This is a genomic window from Olleya sp. YS, from assembly GCF_029760915.1.
GTDB lineage: Bacteria > Bacteroidota > Bacteroidia > Flavobacteriales > Flavobacteriaceae > Olleya.
Genome location: NZ_CP121685.1, coordinates 858,369 through 881,841, shown reverse-complemented (window position 1 = coordinate 881,841; position 23,473 = coordinate 858,369). Strand labels below are relative to the sequence as shown.

General features: G+C 31.1%; 18 protein-coding genes. 11 read left to right on the top strand and 7 right to left on the bottom strand.

Annotated elements, in window-relative coordinates; all coding sequences use genetic code 11:
* Nucleotides 1-4: 4 nt before the first annotated feature.
* Nucleotides 5-3,259 (bottom strand): VCBS repeat-containing protein, encoded by a 3,255-nt coding sequence (locus Ollyesu_RS04075; RefSeq protein WP_279302523.1) that lies wholly within the window; start codon nt 3,257-3,259, stop codon nt 5-7.
* 58 nt (nt 3,260-3,317) lie between these two features.
* Between Ollyesu_RS04075 and Ollyesu_RS04070 the strand changes: the two genes are divergently transcribed.
* The gene (locus Ollyesu_RS04070; protein WP_279302522.1) at nt 3,318-5,087 is read left to right on the top strand and encodes a DNA mismatch repair protein MutS; all 1,770 of its coding nucleotides are present in this window, start codon (nt 3,318-3,320) and stop codon (nt 5,085-5,087) included.
* Between the two features lie 36 nt (nt 5,088-5,123).
* Here the strand turns inward: Ollyesu_RS04070 and Ollyesu_RS04065 are convergent, their stop codons facing one another.
* From Ollyesu_RS04065 to Ollyesu_RS04055, 3 genes are all read right to left on the bottom strand, one after another.
* On the bottom strand, nt 5,124-5,666 hold the full coding sequence (locus tag Ollyesu_RS04065; protein ID WP_279302521.1) for a DinB family protein: 543 nt from the start codon (nt 5,664-5,666) through the stop codon (nt 5,124-5,126).
* A gap of 19 nt (nt 5,667-5,685) precedes the next feature.
* Complete coding sequence (locus tag Ollyesu_RS04060) at nt 5,686-7,776, bottom strand: S46 family peptidase (protein ID WP_279302520.1); 2,091 nt, start codon at nt 7,774-7,776, stop codon at nt 5,686-5,688.
* A gap of 76 nt (nt 7,777-7,852) precedes the next feature.
* Nucleotides 7,853-8,752 (bottom strand): tetratricopeptide repeat protein, encoded by a 900-nt coding sequence (locus Ollyesu_RS04055; protein WP_279302519.1) that lies wholly within the window; start codon nt 8,750-8,752, stop codon nt 7,853-7,855.
* A 187-nt stretch (nt 8,753-8,939) separates the two neighbouring features.
* On the opposite strand from Ollyesu_RS04055, the gene Ollyesu_RS04050 reads away from it, so the two are divergent.
* The 4 genes from Ollyesu_RS04050 to Ollyesu_RS04035 are packed head-to-tail and all read left to right on the top strand — an operon-like array spanning nt 8,940 to nt 12,039.
* Nucleotides 8,940-9,911, top strand: a complete 972-nt coding sequence (locus Ollyesu_RS04050; protein WP_279302518.1) for a histidine kinase — start codon at nt 8,940-8,942, stop codon at nt 9,909-9,911.
* Complete coding sequence (locus Ollyesu_RS04045; protein ID WP_279302517.1) at nt 9,908-10,603, top strand: LytTR family DNA-binding domain-containing protein; 696 nt, start codon at nt 9,908-9,910, stop codon at nt 10,601-10,603. The genes Ollyesu_RS04050 and Ollyesu_RS04045 overlap by 4 nt, the downstream gene beginning before the upstream one ends.
* A 54-nt stretch (nt 10,604-10,657) precedes the next feature.
* Complete coding sequence (locus Ollyesu_RS04040) at nt 10,658-11,254, top strand: hypothetical protein (protein WP_279302516.1); 597 nt, start codon at nt 10,658-10,660, stop codon at nt 11,252-11,254.
* Between the two features lie 2 nt (nt 11,255-11,256).
* Nucleotides 11,257-12,039, top strand: a complete 783-nt coding sequence (locus Ollyesu_RS04035) for an amidohydrolase (protein ID WP_279302515.1) — start codon at nt 11,257-11,259, stop codon at nt 12,037-12,039.
* On the opposite strand, the gene Ollyesu_RS04030 is transcribed toward Ollyesu_RS04035, so the two are convergent.
* Together Ollyesu_RS04030 and Ollyesu_RS04025 are read right to left on the bottom strand one after the other, a co-directional pair.
* Nucleotides 12,026-13,639, bottom strand: a complete 1,614-nt coding sequence (locus tag Ollyesu_RS04030) for an Ig-like domain-containing protein (RefSeq protein WP_279302514.1) — start codon at nt 13,637-13,639, stop codon at nt 12,026-12,028. The two genes, Ollyesu_RS04035 and Ollyesu_RS04030, sit on opposite strands and share 14 nt — an antisense overlap.
* 59 nt (nt 13,640-13,698) lie before the next feature.
* Complete coding sequence (locus Ollyesu_RS04025) at nt 13,699-14,382, bottom strand: phosphoribosyltransferase family protein (protein WP_279302513.1); 684 nt, start codon at nt 14,380-14,382, stop codon at nt 13,699-13,701.
* Nucleotides 14,383-14,541: 159 nt separating this feature from the next.
* Here Ollyesu_RS04025 and Ollyesu_RS04020 point away from each other — a divergent pair, with 159 nt between their 5' ends.
* From Ollyesu_RS04020 to Ollyesu_RS04000, 5 genes are all read left to right on the top strand, one after another.
* Complete coding sequence (locus Ollyesu_RS04020; protein ID WP_279302512.1) at nt 14,542-15,453, top strand: hypothetical protein; 912 nt, start codon at nt 14,542-14,544, stop codon at nt 15,451-15,453.
* A 167-nt stretch (nt 15,454-15,620) separates the two neighbouring features.
* Nucleotides 15,621-16,526, top strand: a complete 906-nt coding sequence (locus Ollyesu_RS04015) for a hypothetical protein (protein ID WP_279302511.1) — start codon at nt 15,621-15,623, stop codon at nt 16,524-16,526.
* A 112-nt stretch (nt 16,527-16,638) separates the two neighbouring features.
* The gene (locus tag Ollyesu_RS04010; RefSeq protein WP_279302510.1) at nt 16,639-17,196 is read left to right on the top strand and encodes a methyltransferase; all 558 of its coding nucleotides are present in this window, start codon (nt 16,639-16,641) and stop codon (nt 17,194-17,196) included.
* 48 nt (nt 17,197-17,244) lie between these two features.
* Nucleotides 17,245-18,789 carry a glycine--tRNA ligase gene (locus tag Ollyesu_RS04005; RefSeq protein ID WP_279302509.1) on the top strand — a complete coding sequence of 515 codons (1,545 nt, stop codon included), beginning with the start codon at nt 17,245-17,247 and terminating at the stop codon, nt 18,787-18,789.
* A gap of 64 nt (nt 18,790-18,853) precedes the next feature.
* Nucleotides 18,854-19,288 carry a hypothetical protein gene (locus tag Ollyesu_RS04000; RefSeq protein ID WP_279302508.1) on the top strand — a complete coding sequence of 145 codons (435 nt, stop codon included), beginning with the start codon at nt 18,854-18,856 and terminating at the stop codon, nt 19,286-19,288.
* Between the two features lie 53 nt (nt 19,289-19,341).
* Here Ollyesu_RS04000 and Ollyesu_RS03995 read toward each other — a convergent pair whose 3' ends face one another.
* A complete protein-coding gene (locus Ollyesu_RS03995; RefSeq protein ID WP_279302507.1) occupies nt 19,342-20,439 on the bottom strand; it encodes an endonuclease/exonuclease/phosphatase family protein in 1,098 nt (365 codons plus the stop codon).
* 141 nt (nt 20,440-20,580) lie between these two features.
* Between Ollyesu_RS03995 and Ollyesu_RS03990 the strand changes: the two genes are divergently transcribed.
* On the top strand, nt 20,581-23,460 hold the full coding sequence (locus Ollyesu_RS03990) for a TonB-dependent receptor (RefSeq protein ID WP_279302506.1): 2,880 nt from the start codon (nt 20,581-20,583) through the stop codon (nt 23,458-23,460).
* Nucleotides 23,461-23,473 lie beyond the last annotated feature (13 nt).

The window sequence follows — 23,473 nt, the reverse complement described above, 5'->3', positions numbered from 1 at the left end:
TATGTTAATTTGAGGTGTAAGTTTTAAGCTCTTCATTATTAGTTATTACATAAAAAACATCTTTGTTCTTCATTTTTATAAGCCCAGTCTGTTTGACTTGCCCATTAAAAGGCTCAATTCCGTAATTTGAAACTTGTTCAAAGTCTTCATTTGTTTTCAAAAAGATACCTTTTAATGCTAAATAGGCACCATGATAAGTACCAACTTTGTTAGAATTACCACTAACTATCAATCCTTTTTCGTTATTGATTGTAACTTCATCAAACGAGTTGATTGGTGCCAATTGTAATTGGGCTTTAAACTCAATAAACGTGTTAAACGTTCCGTTATTATTTTCAAGATAACCAGAAGCTAATGTTTGTACCTCGTTGATAGTCGTCTTTTTTAGCGCTTGAGGTGTTAAGACTTCTTCAATAGGTCTAAGCGAAAAATCTTTATAGTCCACAAAGCGTTTACTAATTATATTCATTTGTGAGGCTAACTCGTCTTTAGAGTTAACTGGATAATAGTTGTCGTCAATTTTATAGGCTAATATGGTTTCGTTTGTTCCATTATTATCAAAATCTGAATTATACATTCGTAAAGGTGACTCGGTTGAAACCTTATTGAATCTAGTGTTTTCCCCCCAGTTTCCTAATAAAATATCTTCATCTCCATCTGCATCAATATCATAAGTTGTAATGGTTTGCCAAAGTCCATTTAAATGTTCAGGAATTTCTATTGGGCTTAAACTACCTGTATTATTGATATATATTTTAGGCGAATCCCACTCTGAAGACACTAATAAATCTTTAACTCCATCATTATTAATATCTCTCCAAGTTGCAGAAGTGACCTTTACATTTAAGCTAAAAGTTTGGTCTTTAGTAAAATTACCTTGACCATCATTAACCAAAATGTAAGAGGTTGGATTTAACCCAAAATGATCTGGATTAGATAAATTACCGACAAATAAATCTTGGTCTCCATCTTGATCATAATCATAAGCCACCACACTTGAGGTATTATTTAAATTATCTGGAATTTTATTAGTGGATTTTTCAAAGGTATTGTTGTTGTTAATATACAATCGGTCGTTTTCAAACGCTTTTCTTCTAATAAGTTCTATTCCAGAACCAATATAAAGATCTAAATCCGAGTCACCATCTGCATCAAAAAATGTAGCTACATTGTCTTCAAATAGCAAGTCTTTTTGGATATCGGCAACTTCTTTTTCATTAAATGATAAACCATTATTCATAAATAACTTTGCCTTTTTACCAGAGGTATTACCAATAAAAATATCTTCAAATCCATTATTGTCAATATCAGCAATTGCTACTGCAGGACCTTGAATAGAGACTCTATATGGTATTAATCGTTCATGGAAAAAATCGTCATAAGTATCTTCAATATGTGTGTAATCTATTAAAGCTTCTTTTTTGAAGATCGTATTCGCTTTTAAATTAGGATATGAATAAGGTGTTTCTGAATCTTGATAATCGATTTTAAGATTTTTGTTAATGTCAACCGTAGTAATTTTTTGTAGCTTATTATTAGGCCAAATAATATGTAATGAATCCACAGAATTATCACCTAATCCAAAATATAGTTTTCCGTCTCCAGCAGATAAAAACCCTCTTGATTTATATAGTTGTTTAAACTGTGAGGTCCCATTGGAATACAGAATTGCTTTAGTTCCTAAACCTTCTTTGTTATTGCCTTTATAATTAAATGTTAGGGTTAAATGGTTTTTACTTTTGTTAGTTTTATTTCTAAAAATTTCGGCTTTTCCGTTAAGGTTATTGGTGACAATATCTAAGTCGCCATCCAAATCTAAATCTATATAAATACCTCCATTAGAAAACGATGGAGTATCTGCTATCCAATGTCCAGTTTTATCTTCAAACTTGCTGTTGTTTCCTTTAAAAATCCTGTTGGAAGATTCGCCAGTAGGCATTTTGTCAATAGATTTATATAACCATTTTAAACCCTCGTGACTACCGTATTTTTTAAAGGTACTAGATACGTATTTTCTAAAATCTAAATCATTTGGTCGTCTTATTATACCATTGCAAATAAATAAATCTTGATAGCCATCATTGTCGAAATCTGCAAAAAGCGGTCCCCAACTCCAATCTGTATCTTCAATGTTATTAAAAGATGCTGTTTCTATAAAATAGTCTCCTTTATTATTTATTTGAAGCATATTTCTGGATATTTGATCTCTGTAACCAAGCTTTTTTAACTGTTTTTGCATGTTATACATGGCATCATCACCTTCAGTCTGTTTAATGACTTTTTCTTGATCTGGAAGCATGTCTAAAGTTATCAAGTCTACAAATCCATCTCCATTGATATCTGCTGCATCACTTCCCATAGAAAATCGACTAATGGTAGAAAACGCATCCGATAGACTTTCTGTAAACGTCCCATCTTGGTTATTTATATAATAATAGTCATCTTCATGAAAATCGTTACACACATAAATATCATCCCAACCATCATTATTAAAATCTGCTATAGAGGCACTTAACCCGTAACCATTAGGTCCACCAAAAATATTAGCCTCTTCGCTAACATCAACAAACTTACCGTTATCGTTTTTTAATAAGACGTCACCAACTAAATCCGCTCTGTTATTTCTTTGTGACGCAGGACCATATGACAGATTAGTATGTACTGCATGATTGACAATGTACACATCCAAATCGTCATCTTTATCATAATCAAAAAAGTAAGATTGTGTAGAATACCCTGAGAAATCTAATCCATACTCTTTAGCTTTTTCAGTAAATGTACCATCACCATTATTTACAAAAAGTTCGTTACGACCTTTAAAATCAAGTATTCCAGAAACAGAACATAAATAAATATCTAAAAAACCGTCATTATTAATATCTACCATTGTGGCACCTGTATTCCAGTCTGAATTAGAATTTATATTCGCACTTTTTGTGATATCTTCAAATTGAAGATTCCCTTTATTAAGGTATAATTTATTTTGTCCTTGATTAGACACAAAATACAAATCGCTTAAACCATCATTATTGATATCTCCTGCACAAAGACCACTACCATTGTAAAAATATATGTAATTAATTATACTATGGTTTTCATCTTCTTTTAATTGATTGGAGAAATCAACACCAGTTTCTTCGGGAGTGAGTTGCTCAAGAAGATAGTTTTTAGGTGTTTTGTTTTCTGGAGAAGATGTATTGCAGCTAAAAACTACAATGGACAGTAAAAATAGTATTACAAATCTATTTTTATATAACATTTATTTTCGAATATTGTTTATTTTACAAATATATAACTTTATTAAGTTTGCTAACTATATGACAAAAACAATCGATTATTACAATTCCAATAGTATAAAGTATACTTCCGAGATTTCTAAACTTTATAAACAATTAACTAGCTTAAGTGTAGCTAGATTATTAGTATTTGTTGTAACAGCAGTTGGATTGTATTTTACATTTGGTAATTGGGTAGTATTTGGAGGTGTTTTAATAGTTGGTTCTGTTTTATTTATTATATTATTATCGTATTATACCAATATAAAATCTACCTATCTTTTAAAACAAGAATTGTTAAAGATTAATCAAGAAGAAATTAGAATAGCATCAGGAGATTTTTTTCATAAACAAGAAGGCTTACAGTTTCTAAATTCTACCCATAACTATGCTTTAGATATCGATTTGTTTGGACGTGGTAGCTTTTTTCAGTTTTTAGACAGAACAGCAACAGTCGATGGTACAATTACACTTGCCAATAGTTTAAAAGCTAATGAAATTAAAGATATTACTAAAAGGCAAGATGCCATTAAAGAATTGTCTCAAAAAGCAGGATGGCGACAACAGTTTCAGGCTACCGCAAGTTTGATACAAGTAGACACGGAAGCCAAAGCCATTCTTAAATTTTTACAATCGCACCAACCGTTCTTACCACAAGTGTTTAAGTATCTACCTTTAGTTGTTTCAATTGCTACAGTAACGATTATTGGACTAGCATTAACTAAGATTATTCCATTAGCGATACTTGGATATTGGATATTTGTTGGGTTATTAATTACTAGTCGTTACCTAAAAAAAATTAATATGCTAAGCGCCAACACAGACAAAATGCGCGATACGTTTAGACAATATGCAGCATTGTTGCATGCTATTGAAAACGAAACATTTACTTCAAAATTATTGCTAGAAAAACAAGCTAAGATTAACTTAAAAGACAAAAAAGCTTCTACTATTTTAAACGAATTGTCAAAAGCAATGGACGCTTTGGATAATCGCAATAATTTAATTTCTGCAATCTTCGGAAATGGTTATTTTTTAACAGATATAAAGCACACGTATACTATTGAGCAATGGATAGACAATTATAAATCCACAGTAAGTCATTGGTTTGAAGTAGTTAGCTTTTTTGATGCTTATAATAGCTTAGGTAATTACGCCTTTAACCACCAGCACTATGTGTATCCAGATATTGTTGAGGTTAATCAAGACACTAAAGTAAATCAGTTAGGTCACCCTTTATTACATCCAGATAAACGTATTGACAATAATTTTGAAATAAAAAACCAGCAGTTTTTTATTATCACTGGAGCAAATATGGCAGGAAAAAGTACCTTTTTACGCACAGTATCTTTGCATATTGTAATGGCAAATGTAGGTTTGCCAGTATGTGCAACGTCTTCTGTTTACAGTCCTGTAAAACTAATTACTAGCATGCGAACAAGCGATAGTTTAACAGACGACAGTAGTTATTTCTTTTCTGAATTAACTCGATTAAAGTATATTGTTGATGCTATAAAAGAAGATAATTACTTTATTATTTTAGACGAAATTTTAAAAGGAACAAATAGCACAGACAAAGCAATTGGTTCCAGAAAATTTGTCGAAAAACTAGTCTCTAGTCACGCTACAGGAATAATAGCTACTCACGATTTAAGTCTTTGCGAAATTGAAAAAGAGTTAGAGGAAGTTAAAAACTATTATTTTGATGCACAAATCATAAATGACGAACTCTATTTTGATTATACTTTTAAAAAAGGCGTTTGCCAAAATATGAATGCTAGTTTTTTATTGAAAAAGATGGAGATTGTGTAATCCTTTTAATTTTAAACTAATTTGTCTGCACTAAACTTATTGATACAAAACATATCTAGGTGGCTTAAGTCCATTTAGTCGTAAGTAAACAATCATTTGCCCTCTGTGGTGGGAAATATGGTCAGCGAGCAATAGAAAAATTTGTCGTTTGGATCTCTCTAATCCTAAATAATCCAATCTATCATTCAGCTTAGTAATGTCAAATTCTGAAATTAATTTTAGCGTTTGATTAAATGTTTTGTTAATGGTTGCAATCATTTCCTTTTTAGACTTATTATCAACTTTAAGTTCTAAATCTGTGTCCCAATCTCTTGCTTTACGACCACCTAATAGCGTTTGACTGTGCCAATCCATTGCCCAAGCAATATGCATTAGATGTTCCGCAAAACTCATGGATTCAGGAGATGCTTTAAACACATATTTGTCTTCTGGCATCTCTTGAGCAACAAGAATTAAATACGTTTTAGAATTTTCTAATCGTTCTAAATAATCCTTTATAAAATCGTTCTGATTTGTATCTGTTTTAGAGGAGCAAGAAGAAAAAAGAATTATCAAGGATAAGATTAGTAAGTGTTTCATTAATTAAATTGATTATGACTTATTGCTTTTTAGGATGCACCAACTTCATCTCGTCAATTAAGTGGGTTGCTCCAGCATATTTGTCTACAATAAACAGAACGTAACGCAGATCTACCATTATGTTTCGGCAAATTTCTGGATCATAATTCATATCGCTCATTGTGCCTTCCCAAACTCTGTCAAAATTTAATCCAACAAGGTTACCATTAGCATCAATTGCAGGACTACCAGAATTTCCTCCAGTGGTATGATTAGTTCCTAAAAAGCAAACAGGTACTTTTCCGTTACTATCTGCATATTGTCCATAATCTTTGTTTTTATGTAGTTCTAGTAATTTTTCTGGTACATCAAACTCGTAATCTCCAGGAACATATTTTTCAATAACTCCATCTAAATAACTTACAGGATTATAATACACAGCATCTCTTGGAGAATAGCCTCTTACTTGACCATAGGTCACACGAAGTGTACTGTTGGCATCTGGAAAATAACGTGCATTTGGTAAGGCTTCCATTAATGCAGTCATATATTTAGTTTGTAAGGCAGTAATCGGTTCGTTTTTTTCTTGGTAGTCTTTATCAATAGAGTTGTAAAACGTATCAATTAAAGGTTTAGCATATTGGTAAGCTGCATCTTTATTTAGTTTTTTAAGAACATCTTTAGCATCACCTTCCAATAACTTTAAAGCAGAGTCTAAGTTGGTAAACGCTGTTTTATCATAGATAGTAGCATCTACTTTATTGGTGTAAAAAGGCATTACATTTTTAAAGACGCCTCGATCTACTGAAACATCGTAATTTTTATGAATCCCTTCCAATCTTGCAACTAAACCTGCTTTTGCTTTCTCAAAATTTTCTAGATTAGCTGCTATAGCTTGTTCCATTTGGTAAGCTCTAAAGGTCATTTGCATCAACTCATTTGTTACCAAAAAGACTTCAATAAAATTTCTACGTTTGATATTTATTGGACCAAAATCTTTATATAATTTATCAAAATCCGATAAGATATGTCTATACTTATCTTCAAGATTTTTTTCTTTTAAAGCTTTAGTAAAAGTGGCTTCAAATGCACGACGTTTTGCAACTGCATCACTTTTTTCAATCCCAAGATTTTCGCCTATCCATTTTTTCCATGCATTAGCAATACGTGCTTGTTTAGACGCATATTTAATTCTAACTGCATCACTTTCCTTCATTTTAGCATCTATAACTTTTAAGGCAGCTTCACGAATGGCAATATTGGTTGGGTTAAATTCTTCTGTAATATGCTGAATGGCAACAGCTGGTAAATACTCGTTTGTACGACCAGGAAAACCAAATACCATTGTGAAATCACCTTCTTCAACACCATCTAAAGAGATTGGTAAAAAGTGTTTTGGTTTATATGGTTTATTGTTTTTACTGTATTTAGCTGGTCTATTGTTTTCATCAGCATAAATTCTAAACATCGAAAAATCTCCAGTATGCCTAGGAAACACCCAGTTATCTGTATCGCTTCCAAATTTACCAATACTAGTTGGTGGTGCACCAACTAATCTAATATCTTCAAAACGTTCTGTAACGAATAAAAAGTACTGATTGCCATTATAAAATGATTTGATTTTAGTGTCTTGCCAAGCTTCTTTAGCAACTGCTTTTTGATAGGCATTGCTATTTCTATCGATTAATGACTGCTTTTCTTTTTCAGTCATGTTGTCTGATATTCCGTTAAGGACTTGATTGGTAACATCTTCTATTCTAACAATAAATTCGATGTATAATCCTTCGTTTGGCAGTTCTTGGTCTAATGACATTGCCCAAAATCCATCTTTTAAATAGTCGTTTTCTAATGACGAATGTGATTGTATTTGTCCAAAACCACAATGGTGATTGGTTAATACTAATCCTTTATCGCTAATCACTTCACTGGTACAGCCACCATTAAAATGTCCAATGGCGTCTTTTAAACTCGAGTTGTTGACATCATAAATATCTTTTGCAGTTAGTTTACTACCAAGATTGGTCATTTCGGTTTCGTTCATCCCTTCTAGCAACGAAGGAATCCACATGCCACCTTGTTGGGCAGAAACATTAAACGTTATAAAAAGTAATAGGAATTTTAAAAATTTCATAATTATTAGTTTTTAATCCTTTCAAAGATAAAAAACAAGATATTAAAATTAAGCATCCTACTGGATAAGTTTAGAGTTAGTCTGTAGTTTCTAATTTAATTTTTTCAAGCATATCCAATGCATTTTTATCTTCTGGGTTTAACTCTAAAACTTTGTTGTAATTTTTTATGGCTTCTGTGTAGTTTTTACTTTCAAAATAGGCTTCTCCTAAGCTATCATAAACATTATATTTATAAGGGAATATAAGTGTGTTTAATGTAAAGGTATAGATTGCTTTATCGTAAGCTTTAGCTCGAAGATACACATAACCTAGGGTGTTTAACTCGCGACTGCCTTTTACAAATTCAGATAGTTGAGCAACCAATTTGTTATTTTCTTTATGTAACTCTTCAATGGTTTTTTCTGCAAGTAAGTATTGCACGTAGTTTGCAGCAATGTAATTAAAAGTGTATCTCTGGTTAGTAACTATTTTTTCTATATCACGTTCTAACGTTTCGACAGGATGCTCAACAATTCTGCTTACTTCTTTGTCGTCTTTGTAAAAAATAAAAGTAGGTACTCTGTGGATGTTGTATCCTTTTTCCTCACTATTTGGACCTTGTTTGTAGTGCTCTTTTTCATTATCTAAAGCTATAACTTCAAGGTTTTCCATATTAAAATCTGCAGTTTCCAATACATTATAAAAACGTGGTACTTCTTTTTTACTATCTCCACACCAAGTTCCTAGAAACACTTTTATCTTATAATCTTTAAGCGAGTCTTTAAAAGTTTCTACCAATTTTTCGTTTACGATATAATCGTTATAATTTTTATTAAACCAATCTTTGTAGGTGTCTTTTTGAAGACCTTCCTTGTTAATTGGACCCAATAATTTTGCTTTACCTTTATCGTCAAAAACTTCTGTATTTATTTCTGTTTGAGCGATGCTGTAAGTTATACTTAAAATGATAGTTAAAAGGATTGCAATGGATTTCATAATCTATTAGTTTTTAGGTTGATGATATCAAACTTAATTGTAAGTCGTATTAATTTTAAAAAATATTAACCAACGACAGACTTAGGGTTACTAACTACATCAAATATGTTGTTTGTAACGCTTTTTATGGTTTTTGTACTTTGTTTTTTGATGGTTTTAGCTTTTATATTTACTTTCAACACTAATTATGGTAAATCTTAAAAAACATACCTCTCAAATATTAGTACACCTCCTTTTTTGGATGCTGTTTATTTTGGTATCTCTATTTATTTTTTCTAGATACTATTGGGCTGAAAACCCATTTTTACAATACTTATCTATACTTGTTGTATTGGTTTATGTCAATAATTTTGTGTTGTTGCCTTTTTTTGTAAAACGAAAATGGTACTTGCTTTACAGTTTGCTTTTTATAGCTATTTCGTTTTTTGCTACGCAACTGTATTGTAATGTGTTTGCACAATGTGGTTGTTCTATAATGAAATGCTTAAGCGACTATCTTTGGCAAACTTTAGTGCCATTAATATTTTTTTCGTTTATATGGATGTTATTTCGGTTTTTAGACGAGCAAAACCAAAAAGAAGACATGATAAAACAGCACACCCAAATGGAGTTAAAGTTTTTGAAATCTCAGATAAATCCTCATGTATTGTTTAATAATCTAAACACGATTTATTCGTATTCTATTGAAAAACCTGACGAAACTCCAGAGCTTATTTTGATGTTATCCGATAACTTAAAGCACGTGTTGTACGAGAGTAATTCTCAATTTGTGTCTTTAGAGAAAGAGCTTCAGTTTTTGGATAATTACATCAAGTTTCAGAACATTAGGACAGAAGGTGTTAAGCAAATACATTACCATACTAAAATTGATAATCAGCAACTAAAAATTGCACCTTTATTATTGATTACTATTATTGAAAATGCTTTTAAACATAGTACGTTAAATAGTGTAATTTCAATAGATATTAAAGAACAAAATAAGGTGTTAACCTGTAGTTGTAAAAATGATTTTGACAGCGCAAATACAGATACCACAGAATTTAAAATAGGACTAAATAACTTAAAAAAGAGATTAGATTTACTATATCCAGACAAACACACATTAGTCATTACAAAACACAATCAATTTGAAGTGGTTTTAACCTTAAAATTAGCATGACTTGTATTATTATTGAAGACGAAAAACCTGCACAAAACTTACTAAAAAACTATATAAGTAAGTTGCCAAATTTAGAGTTGATTGGAACTTTTCAATCGGCTTTAGAGGCTCATGTTTTTTTTAAAACACAAACAGCAGGTATCGTTTTTTTAGATATTAATTTACCTAGTATTTCTGGTTTAGATTTTATTAAAACTATTAAAAACCCACCAGCAATCATTATGACTACTGCTTATCCAGATTATGCGGTTAGTAGTTTTGAGTTAGAGACTATTGTAGATTATTTAGTCAAACCATTTGGATTTGATCGCTTTTTAAAAGCTATTAATAAAGCAGAAAACGTAACAAAAAAAGAAGAAATTAAAAAGAGTGTTGCTTCAGAAAACTCCATTTTTTTAAACGTAGATAAAACGCTTCATAAAATAGTATTAGATGATATTTTGTATCTAGAATCTGACCGTAATTATATGACTTTGGTAACCACAACACAACGGTTATCTTATTTAGACTCACTTAAGAATTGGATCGAAAAATTGCCAAAACAGCAATTTATACAGATTCATAAATCGTATATAATTAATACTAATTATGTTAGCAAAATTTCTGGAAACGAGATTTACATTAATACTCATCGTTTACCAATTGGAAGGACGTATAAAGCCGACTTACTAAAAAAGTTAAGAATAATTTAAATACACTATTTTTGCTTAAATTGTATTTAATTTTAAACCCTAAATCTTAATTAAATGAAATCAATACTATTACCTTTTTTCCTTTTAATAGCATTAAGCTTTAGTTATGCGCAAGAAGTCAATGTAGACAATCAAATCTATGAAGTAAAAAACAAAAAGATTTTACTAAATGGAGAAAATGTTTCTGAGACTTTAAACGAAGAACAAAAGGAGAGAATACTAAACCTTGCTAAAGACAAAAGAGACGTTTTAAAGCAGGAAGAAAAAGCCTTAAAAGACGCAAAAAAAAGAGAGCAACAAGAAGAAAAATATGCTAAGCAACGCGAGAAGCAAGCTAAACAAGAAGCTAAAGAACTAAAAGCACAAGAGAGAGAGCGTAAAGCAGCAGAGAAAGAACGTAAACGAGCTGAAAAAGAAAGAAAACAAGCAGAAAAAGAGCGCAATAGAGCAGAAAAAGCGATTGCTAAAAAAGAAAAAGCTCAAAAAGCTTTGGAAAAAGCAAATGATAAGTTAGATAAAGAAACTAAAAAGTATCAGAAGCTAAAATCTAAGGGTAAATTATCTCCTAACGACATTGAAAAATGGGAAGATAAGCTTGAAAAGCTTCGAGATAATGTTGCTAAAGCTCAGCAAAAAGCCAATAGACTGTAAAAATGGAAGATAACCAACTAAATATTGCCATCATTCAATCTAATTTAGTGTGGGAAAACCCTGTTCAAAACAAAAACAATTTTACAGCCAAAATACAGTCAATTGATAATACTGTTGATGTTATTGTTTTACCAGAAATGTTTACTTCTGGATTTACTATGTCACCACAATCTGTTGCAGAAACTATGGATGGTAACACCATCCAATGGATGACCACTTTAGCCAAAGAAAAAAGTGCTGCAATAGTTGGAAGTTTGGTTATACAAGAAGGCAATAATTACTACAACAGATTAGTCTTCGTACATCCTAATGGGTTAATTGATACTTATAATAAACGTCATACCTTTACTTTAGCAGGAGAAGATAAAGTCTATACAAAAGGCAATGAAAAACTAATTATAAACTATAAAGACTTTAAAATTAGACCCTTAATATGTTATGATTTACGTTTTCCGGTTTGGTCTAGAATTACAGAAGACTATGATGTGCTTTTATATGTTGCCAATTGGCCAAAAGCCAGAATACAAGCTTGGGATACGCTGTTACAAGCTAGAGCAATTGAAAATATGAGTTACTGCGTTGGAGTAAACAGAGTGGGTTTAGATGCTAATAATTATGAGTATCCAGGACATTCTGCAGTTTATAATACATTGGGAGAGCAATTAACCAATTTAAAACCAAATAAGGCAGGTATAGAACAGGTTGTATTATCAAAATCACATATTGAGTCGACAAGACAAAAACTCCGCTTTTTAGACGATGCAGATGCGTTTAGTTTAAAATAAAATCTTGTATAATATCCCAACCAATTCTTACTTCAAAAGCCTCTTTGCTATAGCTTACTCGTTCGGGTTGGATACCTTTTAAAAAGATTCCAGAATCATACACCTTATTATTATTTGTGTCAAAAATAACACGTATGTAATATTTACCTGGTTTTAAAAAGAAGAAATCAAGAGGTTCTGGTTTAGTCGAGTATTTTTCATATTTCATTTCACCTTTTTCATCGACTAATTGTACAATTAAAGGGTAGGTACCATTACTTATATTTATTCTAACACTACCTAAACTAGATTCTTTAGGTGTCCTCAAACTATAATTAATAGTATCGTTAGATTTTCCAAAAAAATCAGTTACTGTATTTGGTAACAATTGGACTTTATATTGGTTGTTTTCTGCTTTATCAAATAAAACTTCAACGGTATTTTCTAGCGTATCAAGTTTAGTAGTAAATACAACATCTGTTGAGTCTTTATCCATAATATTTATTTGATTTCTATCAAACGTAATAATTGGGATATTAGCAGAAATTTTAAGCGTTTCAAAAAAATCAATAGTATTAGTTGGGTTAGCTTTTAATAATAAGGAATCCCTTTTGTTATCCTTAATTCTAACCATAAATGTATCAATTTTCGTCTTATTTGTTACTGTAAACAATAAAGAGTCAACTTCTAATTTAGGTTTATAAAAGTAGTTTAACGAGTCCTTTTCTTGATCCTTAATCACTCTATAGTCAAAGTCTGAAGGAACTTCTGACAACAAATTAATAGACATATTTTTATAGTCTTTTCCTTGAAATCCAAACGCTATTTTTTCGCCAGACACTAATCTTGCATTTTCAGCTTTATAATCTAAAGCTTCTTTAAATAGTTTTAATTCGTAGATTTTAGAGCTGTCTTCAGATACAGTAACAAATTCTTCATAAAATCCTATTTTATCAGACTTTTGCTCAAAGGTATTGTTAGAGTTATTGTCCTTTAGTGCTACTAATTTATAAGTTCCAGCTTTTAAATTTTCTATAGTAAAATTAGTAGTGCTATCCAAGGTGTTAGTGACGTATTTAGGAGCCTGTTTATAGACAACAGAATCTGTGTAAGTTGAATCTACTTCGTATAAATTAACCGAAACATAAGATTCCGGTTCTCTGTCAAAAGCATCCATAATGCGTCCTTTTAGTTTAAGCGAATCAATATAACTACCTGTAGAAAATACATATCTGTAAAAAGGATAAGGGTTTTCTTCATTATTATCCACTATACTATTACCAAAATTAAAAGCGTAAGTTGTATTAGGTTTTAAGGTGTCATAAATCTTAATGGTCATGTACTTACTGGCAGTTCCAAGAGGTGTTATTTCTGGAGTGCTAGTCATTGGAGGCGAAATAATTAACTGTTTAGACAAGTTTTTGGTTTTTACATACTCGTCAAAATAAATTATAATTTCTTTACTATTAAAGTTGGTAGAATAGTTTTCTGGAATGGTCTTAATAATCTTTGGTGGTGTAACATCTTTTTCACCTCCTGTAATACTTCCTCGGTTAGCACAATTAATAAATGTGAGTGTTAAAACACACCAAAAACAATAATTTATCAGACGATTTTGCATACCAATTTTAAAATGAAGTTACAAATTAACAACATATTTATCGTTTAACGAAAAATGCCTTATGCTATTGCCATAGCAGCAATACTTATTTTAATATTATGTGCTTTATTAAGTTCTAATATGCATGCTTCTAAGGTGTTTCCTGTAGTAATTATATCGTCAACTAACAAGATATGTTTGTTGTTTAGCGTATCTAATTGTGTTACAGAAAAGGTTTCATTATCTAATTGCCATCGTTCTAATCTAGATTTACTGGCTTGTGATGTTTCGGTATTAGTAATTTTTATTAAAAGGTCCTCACTAAAAGACGTATTTAAGGCTTTGGCTATTTTTTGACCAAACTGTGTGACCTGATTATAGCCTCTCTTTTTTAGTTTTTTACTATGTAATGGAACAGGAATAACTAAGTCTATGTCATTGTATTGGTTGGACAATTTAAGTTCTTCGCCTAACCAGTCACCAAAAAACCTACTAATATCTTCGTTGTTACCATATTTTAACTGGTGTAGCAGATGTTGTACCATTCCTTTTTTTTCAAATCGTAATAATGCAGTTGCAGCTTCTAATTTTGCTCTTCCATAAAATACATTTTTTACAAAATTGTCGTTGTTAACATGAAAGTTAGTCGTTGGTAATTGGTGTCTACAATTGGTACATAAAAAGGTTTCATTGTCCGATAAATAGTCTTTACAAGCTACACAAACTTCAGGGAAAAATAGATTAATTAAAGATTTAATCTTCATAATGTGCTGAAATACATAGATTAAACTTCGGTAAAAGGTACATAATTACTTTAAAGTGATTAATTATTATACTTTAACCAGTTTTTTATTCAATTTATCGAAAATTTCTTACAAATTAAAAAACTACATCTATTTTTGTTACATCAAAATATTAAACTGATGATTATAAAACCCCAAATCTATAATCTAAAGTTAGTTATTGTTGCGCTTTCAACATTAATCTGCGCTTTAGGTTATTTTAGTTACACCAATTATACTTCCTTAAACGAGTATCACAAATTTTTATTAGATGAGAATGCTTCAGTAGAAGCAGAGCTCAACAAATTGGCTTTTAATTATGACGCTCTACAAATAGATAATAGAGATGTGCAATCTAAGCTTGAGGATTCTAAAATTAGAATTGCAAGAATATTAGATTCTGTTAAGTATTTAAAACCTGATGTATATCTAGTATCTCATTATAAAAAACAACTAGAGTTGTTAAAAAGTGAAAACAAAAAGATTTTACAATTAGTAGATCAATTAAATGCTGAAAACGAGTTTTTAAGAGAAGAATCGTTACGAGTTGGAGAAGAACTTAATGAAACGATAACAATATCTGAAACGTTAAAGGTTGAAAACTCTACATTATCAAGGATTAACAAGCGATATGCAGAAAAAATCAATAGGGCAAAAGCCTTAAATGTTAAAGATGTATTTGTAGAAGGCGTAAGGCGTATTACTAGTAGTGGAAGCATCAAAAGCACCACAACAGCTAAACGTGCAAAAAAGTTAAACGTATGTTTTACCATTCCAGAAAATAAGTTTACAAATAAGGGAAACAAAGTGTTATACATCCAGATTTTAGATCCTAAAAACAATGTTGTAGGAGATAAGGGTGAAATAAAAATGCAAGGAGATTCCTCTTTAATTTTCAGTAAAAAACTAGTAGTAAACTATGATAACAACAGTTTACAAGAGTGTATTTTTGTAGAGCCTTTAGAAAATGAACCATTAGTAAAAGGTAATTACTACATAAATATCTATCATAATAATACAATGATTGGTAAAACAACAATGTCTCTTAAATAGTAAAGCATAAATATTAATCCATTTATTAAAAAACGCTTTGGTTAACCATACCTTAAGCGTTTTTTTTTGCATTAAAATAAAGTTCAACAATTTTTTTACCTCTTTATCGATTATAATCAGTCAACTATATAATTAATATATATTTTTAGTCCGTAATTAATTTAATCATGATAGTTTTCCCTCAGTCTTACAACTACAGATTAATAATTGGTTCATTGGTTATAGCTTTAGTGATTTTAGGGTCATATACTTATTCTAATTATAATACATTAGAAAATTATAAAACATACATCACTCAAGAAAAAAAGCTTTTAGAGAACGAATTATCAGAAATGATAGCACGTTACGAAAGTGTTCAAGTGGATAGTAAAATGCTTAACAATAAGCTTGAACAATCTAAAATAAAGATAGAACGTATTTTAGATTCGATTAAAACATTAAAACCTAGTGCATCTTTATTAACTGTTTATCGTTCTAAAATCAAACTTTTGCAGGAAGAAAAAGCAGAAGTTCTAAATTTAGTATCAAATCTTAAACAAGAAAATCAACGTCTTTCTAAAAAAGCAGAGTATGTTGAAAAAGAGCTTATCAATACTAGAGATTTAACAACTACTTTAAAAGTTAAGAATCAAGATCTGGTATCTTCAAATTCGGATTTAGTAGAAAAAATTAAAAGTGCTAGTAATCTAGAAATTGAACAGATAAGCGCCAAAGCAGTTAAGCGTATTACCTCAAAACGGATGATTAGTACTAATAACTCTAGCAAAGCCAACAAGTTGTTTGTAGAGTTTACTATTTCTAAAAATAAATTAGTACAAGACGGAGAAAAAGACATTTATATTCAAATCCTAAATCCCAATAACAATGTTATTGCCGATCAAGGTTCTGTGTCCTTTGGCAAACAATCTCTAATTTATAGTAAGAAAATAAAAGTCGATTATAAAAACGAAGATGTTAACATAAACGCATTAATTACTACTGATATTGACGAGCCTTTAACTGAAGGAATATATTTTGTAAATATTTTTTACGATAATACTAGATTAGGAAGTACCTCAATAACACTTAAATAACTTGTAATACAGCATTAAAAAAATAACCATTACACCAGTAATGGTTTTTTTTGACTTTATATCAAATAATAAATACCTTATATTCGTTTAAATTTTTTAAAAATTACTTTTTTTGAACAAAATCAATTTCTTAAAAGAATCGCTTAAAAGCTTGAAAACCTCCGGAACTTTATTTCCAAGCTCAAGATTCTTAACCAACAGATTATTAAAAGGAATTGACTTTGATAAGGCAAATCTTATTGTAGAATTTGGACCTGGCAATGGTAAAATAACCAAAGACATTTTAAAACAATTACATCCAGAAAGCAAGCTTATTATTTTTGAAATTAATGATAATTTTTACGACGAATTATTAAAAATACAAGATAATCGGCTAGTTGTAGTTAATCAGTCTGCAAACTCAATATTAGATATTATTAAAACACATGGTTTTGAAGCTGTAGATTATGTGGTCTCTAGTTTACCGCTTACCAATATCCCTAAACCAATAACAGATACTATTCTTGAAAACACATATAAAAGCCTTAAGCCTAAAGGCTATTTTTTTCAATACCAATACAGTTTAACCTATTACTCGGCTTTAAAAGAGGTTTTTAACGGCAACGTGACATTGGGTTTTGAGCCATTTAATATTCCTCCAGCGTTTATTTATTCTTGTCAAAAAGACTAATCGTTTTTTGGTTGTACACTTTTATTTATCGTTTATCTTTGTGCCATTATGGCAAACAACGACGATCAATTTAAAAAAGTAATCTCTCACGCTAAAGAGTATGGTTACGTATTCCAAAGTAGCGAGATCTATGATGGGCTAAGTGCTGTTTATGACTATGCACAAAACGGAGTAGAATTAAAGAAAAATATACGTGACTATTGGTGGAAAGCAATGGTACAATTAAATGACAATATTGTAGGGTTAGATGCAGCAATATTTATGCATCCAACAACCTGGAAAGCTTCTGGGCACGTGGATGCATTTAGTGATCCATTAATCGATAATAAAGATTCTAAAAAACGTTACAGAGCTGATGTTTTAGTAGAAGATTACTGTGCTAAAATCGAAACCAAAATAGACAAAGAAGTTGCCAAAGCAGAAAAGCGATTTGGTGAAGCGTTTAATAAAGACGAATTTTTAGCAACAAATGGCAGAGTTTTAGGTTACCAAGATAAAATAGATACCATATTAAAGCGCTTAGGAAAATCTTTAGAAAATGAAGATTTAGCAGATGTTAAGTCACTGATTGAAGAATTAGATATTGCAGATCCTTTGTCAGGTTCTAGAAACTGGACAGATGTAAAACAATTTAACCTCATGTTTGGCACTAAATTAGGTGCTTCAGCAGAGACTGCAATGGATTTATATTTACGTCCAGAAACTGCTCAAGGTATTTTTGTAAACTTCTTAAATGTACAAAAAACGGGACGTATGAAAATTCCATTTGGGATAGCTCAAACAGGAAAAGCCTTTAGAAACGAAATTGTAGCAAGACAATTTATTTTTAGAATGCGTGAGTTTGAGCAAATGGAAATGCAATTTTTTATCAAACCAGGCACACAAAAAGAATGGTTTGATTACTGGAAAGACACTCGTTTAAAATGGCATAAATCACTTGGTCTAGGAGAAGACAATTACCGTTTTCATGACCACGAAAAACTAGCACATTATGCAGATGCAGCTACAGATATCGAGTTTAAATTCCCGTTTGGTTTTAAAGAATTAGAAGGTATACACAGTCGTACAGATTTTGATTTAAAACAACATGAAGAGCACTCTGGTAAAAAACTTCAATATTTTGATCACGAAGACAATGCAAGTTATACACCATATGTGTTAGAAACATCTATTGGATTAGACCGTATGTTTTTAGCAGTGTTTTCAAATTCTCTAATGGACGAAACCTTAGAAGACGGAAGTGAAAGAACCGTATTAAAATTGCCAGCAGTCTTAGCACCTACTAAAGCAGCTATTTTACCTCTAGTTCGAAAAGATGAAGCTTTAACTAAAATGGCAAAAGATATTGTAGATGATTTAAAATGGGATTTTAATGTGTTTTATGACGAAAAAGATGCAGTAGGTAAACGTTACAGACGTCAAGATGCAGCAGGAACACCATTTTGTGTTACAGTAGATGGTGATAGTCTAAAAGATAACACAGTTACTATTAGACATAGAGATACAATGGATCAAAAACGTGTTAAAATAGACCAATTAAGAGATATTATTAAAAAAGAGGTAGATGTTAAAGAATGGTTGCTGAAAATGTAATACTCAGGTCATTTATAAAACTTAAATTAATTACTACCTTTAACACAAATTAAAACTAAATTCTATGTATTCAACTGTAAAAATGTTACACTCGTATTGGGCGTATCTAGTATTGTTTATGATTGTTGTAGCTACTTTTAATGCTCTGTATAAAACAATTGCTAAAAAAGAATATGAGGCTAGAGACTTTAGACTTTCATTATTTACTTTAATAGTGTCACACATCCATTTACTAATAGGAATTGTCTTATGGTTTGCATCAGATTATTTTTCTGAAATGAGTATGGGAGATATCATGAAAAATGCAACCATGCGATCAAATGTTGTTGAACATCCACTAACCATGATTATTGCAGTAGTATTAATTACTATTGGCTACTCTAAGCATAAAAAGAAGCTTACTTCTGAAAAAAAATTAAAAACCATTGCTATATTTTATACCTTGGCTTTAATACTAGTATTAGCAAAAATACCATGGAAAACATGGCTAAATCTATAATATAAAAAAAGCGACCCAAAAAGGTCGCTTTTTTTATATATGAGAAAATAAATTTAATCTTCCGTATCCTCGGTTTTCTTTGTATTTGGAGTCATCGAGTCTTTAACTTCTTTGATTAAGTAGATATAAACAGGGTAGTGATCACTAAATCCACCTGTAAATCCACCATCAGCAAAACTTCTAAACGGATAACCTTCATAACGCCCTTTCTTATTTACTAAATAGTTTTTATTGAAAATACCTGCTTTAAAATAAGTCCAATTAGTGTAGTCTTTTTCAAGAAATGGTTTTGTAACCATAATTTGATCAAATAAACTCCATGCATCTCTGTATCCTGTTGTTCCCAATCCTTTTTTATACATATCAATAAATGGATTGTAAATACCTTTAAAAGCTACTTTTTTCTGTTTACGTTCAGCTTTTAAAACATCTTTTACACTAGCATTATTTGGGTTGTCGTTTAAATCACCCATGGTTATAATTTTAGCGTAAGGATCAATAGATTGTAAACTATCCATCAAACGTTTGTTTAGCTTTGCAGCTGCAACACGTTTTGGTCTACTTCTTGCCTCACCACCTCGTCTAGATGGCCAATGGTTAACTATAATATGTACAGTTTCTCCTTCTAGTTGACCAGTTACTAATAATTGATCTCTGGTGTTAATACGCTCTCTGGTTTCGTCATCATAAATCTTTAGCGTGTGTGTACTTTTGGAGACTACTTGAAATAAAGATTTCTGATATAATAATCCAACATCAATACTTCTATTATCAGGTCCATCAAAATGAACAATACCATAATCCTTTGCTAATAATAAGGGATCATTGACCACATCTTCAAGTACATTTACATTTTCAATTTCACAAACGCCAACTAAAGCAGGTGTATTATTAGTCACTTCGCTACCAACATCTGCAATAACGCGAGCCATGTTGTGTACTTTTTTCTTGTAAATCTCAGCACGATCCGCTTTAATTTCCATCATTGGACTAGCCTCATCGTTTTTTGTTGGATCATTAATAGTATCAAATAAATTTTCTAGATTATAAAAAGCTACAGTATGAACTTTAAATTTCTTTTTTTCTTGTGCATTTACGCTTACATAAACTAGCAATAATAGTGTTGTAAGCAAGTAGTTTAGGTGTTTCATTAACTTTGAGTGTTACGTTTTTGTTATGTTATTTACAAAACTCTTGCCAAAAGTAGATATTTATTATAAATAATGTAAATTTGCACGCCTTAAATAATAATTATTTAACGCAGCAATCATTTATTAACTATAATTTATAGTATGAAAAAAAGTTTTTTATTTTTCTTATTAGGAATTTTCTCAACATGTACGGTCTTAGCTCAAGGCACTATTGTAAAAGGTAGTGTTAAAGATGCAGTTACTAATGAGCCACTTCCTAATGTAACAGTAACTATTGAAGATTCTGGACTATCCACCAAAACGGATGCTTTGGGTCAATTTATCTTCAATAAAGGAATCCCTTTAGGAGAGCAAATCCTTAAAATTGAGCAAGTAGATTATACAACAAAACGTTATCCAATTATTGTTAACCAAGGTCAAACCGTAGACATACAGGATATGACTTTAGCATACAATGCAAGCGATAAAAAGGATTTGTACATTATTTCTATTTCAGACGATCAATTAAACAGTGAAGATGATGGATTAACAAGTAATGTGTCAGGATTATTACAATCTTCAAGAGACGTCTTTTTAAATGCAGCTGCATTTGATTTTAGTGCAACATTTTTTAGACCAAGAGGTTTAGATAATGCAAACGGTAAAGTATTAATTAACGGTTTAGAATTAAATAAACAATCTACAGGTAGACCACAATGGGGAAACTGGGGAGGAATTAATGACTTACAACGTAACCAAGAATTTTCAATGGGAATTTCCCCTAACGATTACAATTTTGGTGATTTAGCTGGTACTAATAATATTATAATGAGAGCCTCTAAATACCGTGAAGGTGGACGCTTATCTTTTGCTTCTGCCAACAGAAGTTATGAAGGGCGTTTAATGGCTAGTTATAGTTCTGGATTAATGGAAGATGGATGGGCTTACAGCTTATTGGCATCTAGACGTTTTGGAGATGGAGGTTATATAGAAGGAACGTTATATGATGCAAATTCATTTGTTGCTTCTGTAGAAAAAAAGATTAATGATAATCACAGCATAAATTTTACATCAATCTATGCTCAAAATAGAAGAGGTAGAGGTACTGCTTTAACACAAGAAGTGTTTGAGTTAAAAGGAAGACAATACAATCCATTTTGGGGAGAATTAGATGGCGAAATAAGAAATTCTAGAATAAGAAGAATTGAAGAGCCAATTTTAATGTTAAATCATTATTGGGACATATCTGAAAAAACATCTATTAACACCAATATTGGATACCAGTTTGGTGAAACTGGAAACACAAGAGTAGATAATGGAGGTACACGTTTAGTTACTTTTCAAGGACAAGATAGTTACATTGGTGGAGCACGTAATACAGATCCAACGTATTACCAAAATTTACCAAGTTATCATCTAAATGTAGATGGTGGTCCAACCGCTTACGATTATGAGCTGGCTTATCAAGCACAGCAATCTTTTTTAAATGATGGACAATTTAACTGGAATGAACTGTACACAGCTAACGCTAGCTTTGAAAACTCTGTATATGCTATACAAGAAGATAGAATAGATGACAAACAGTTAATGGCTAACATAATTTTTGATACAGAATTAAATGACAATATTCGTTTAAATGCAGCTGTAAATTATAGAAAATTGAGTAGTGAGAACTTTGCTGAAGTTTCAGATTTATTAGGTGGATCAGGGTATTTAGATGTCGATTTTTTCTCTGATGAGAATATTCAATCTACTGACGGAGTATTAACAACTGCTCAATCGGATATTAGAAATCCTAATCGAATCGCTCAAGAAGGTGACCGATACAAATATAATTATGAGATTGATGCTAACGTTGTTAGTGGTTTTGCTCAAGCCGTATTTAAATACAGCAAAGTAGATTTTTACTTAGCTGGTAATGTATCAAAAACAGACTACCAACGTACTGGACTTTTTGAAAACGGATATTTTGTAGGTAATTCTTTAGGACAAGGACCAAAAGCAGAATTTGAAAATTTCGGAGCTAAAGCAGGAGCGACTTACAAGATTTCTGGTAAACACTTATTAGACTTTAATGGAGCTTATATGACTAAAGCACCAAACATTAGAAATACGTTTGCTAACGTAAGACAGTCAAATATGCTATTAGATGACGTCGATAGCGAAACTATAAAAAGTGTTGATGCTAGTTATATTTTTAGATCTCCAATTGTCAAAGCGAGATTAACTGGTTTTTATTCTAAATTTGAAGATGCTACAGAAACAGGGTTTTTCTTTAGTGAAGGAGCAGGTAGCAATTTAGTCCAAGAAGCCATTACTGGTATAGAGAGACAGCACATAGGTGCAGAATTTGGTATTGAAGCACAAGTAACACCAACAATTAAATTAAAAGGTGCTGCTTCTGTTGGACAATATACTTACACTAATAACCCTAACTTAACGTATTACAGTCAAGAGTTTGGTACAGGTAGAGCTATTTTTGGAGACGGAACAACAAATCTTAAAAATTTACATGTTGCTGGTGGACCAGAGCGTGCCTACCAATTAGGATTTGAATATCGTGACCCAGATTACTGGAATATTGGGGTAACTTTTAATCAATTTTCTAACGCTTATGTTGATCCAAGTGCACTAAAAAGAAGTGCAGCTTTTGTAATTGATCCAGAGTTATATACAGACACACAATTTCAAGATGCAACTGCTGGAGGAGATCTATATGTAGTATCCGGTGGAGAAATTAATGACATAGACCCTACAATTGCAAAACAATTATTACAACAAGAGCAATTTGATGATTATATGCTAGTTAACGTTGTTGGAGGTAAATCTTGGAAAATAGACGACTATTTTGTTGGTTTCTTTGCAACAATTAACAACATATTTGATCAAGAGTATAAAACAGGTGGTTTTGAGCAGTCAAGACGAGTAGATTATAGAAGTCAATTAGACGAGCAAACCAATGCTAATGGACCTGTTTTTGGTAATCGTTACTTTTTTGGTAACGGAACTACTTATTATTTAAATGTTTACGTAAGATTTTAATTATATTTATAGA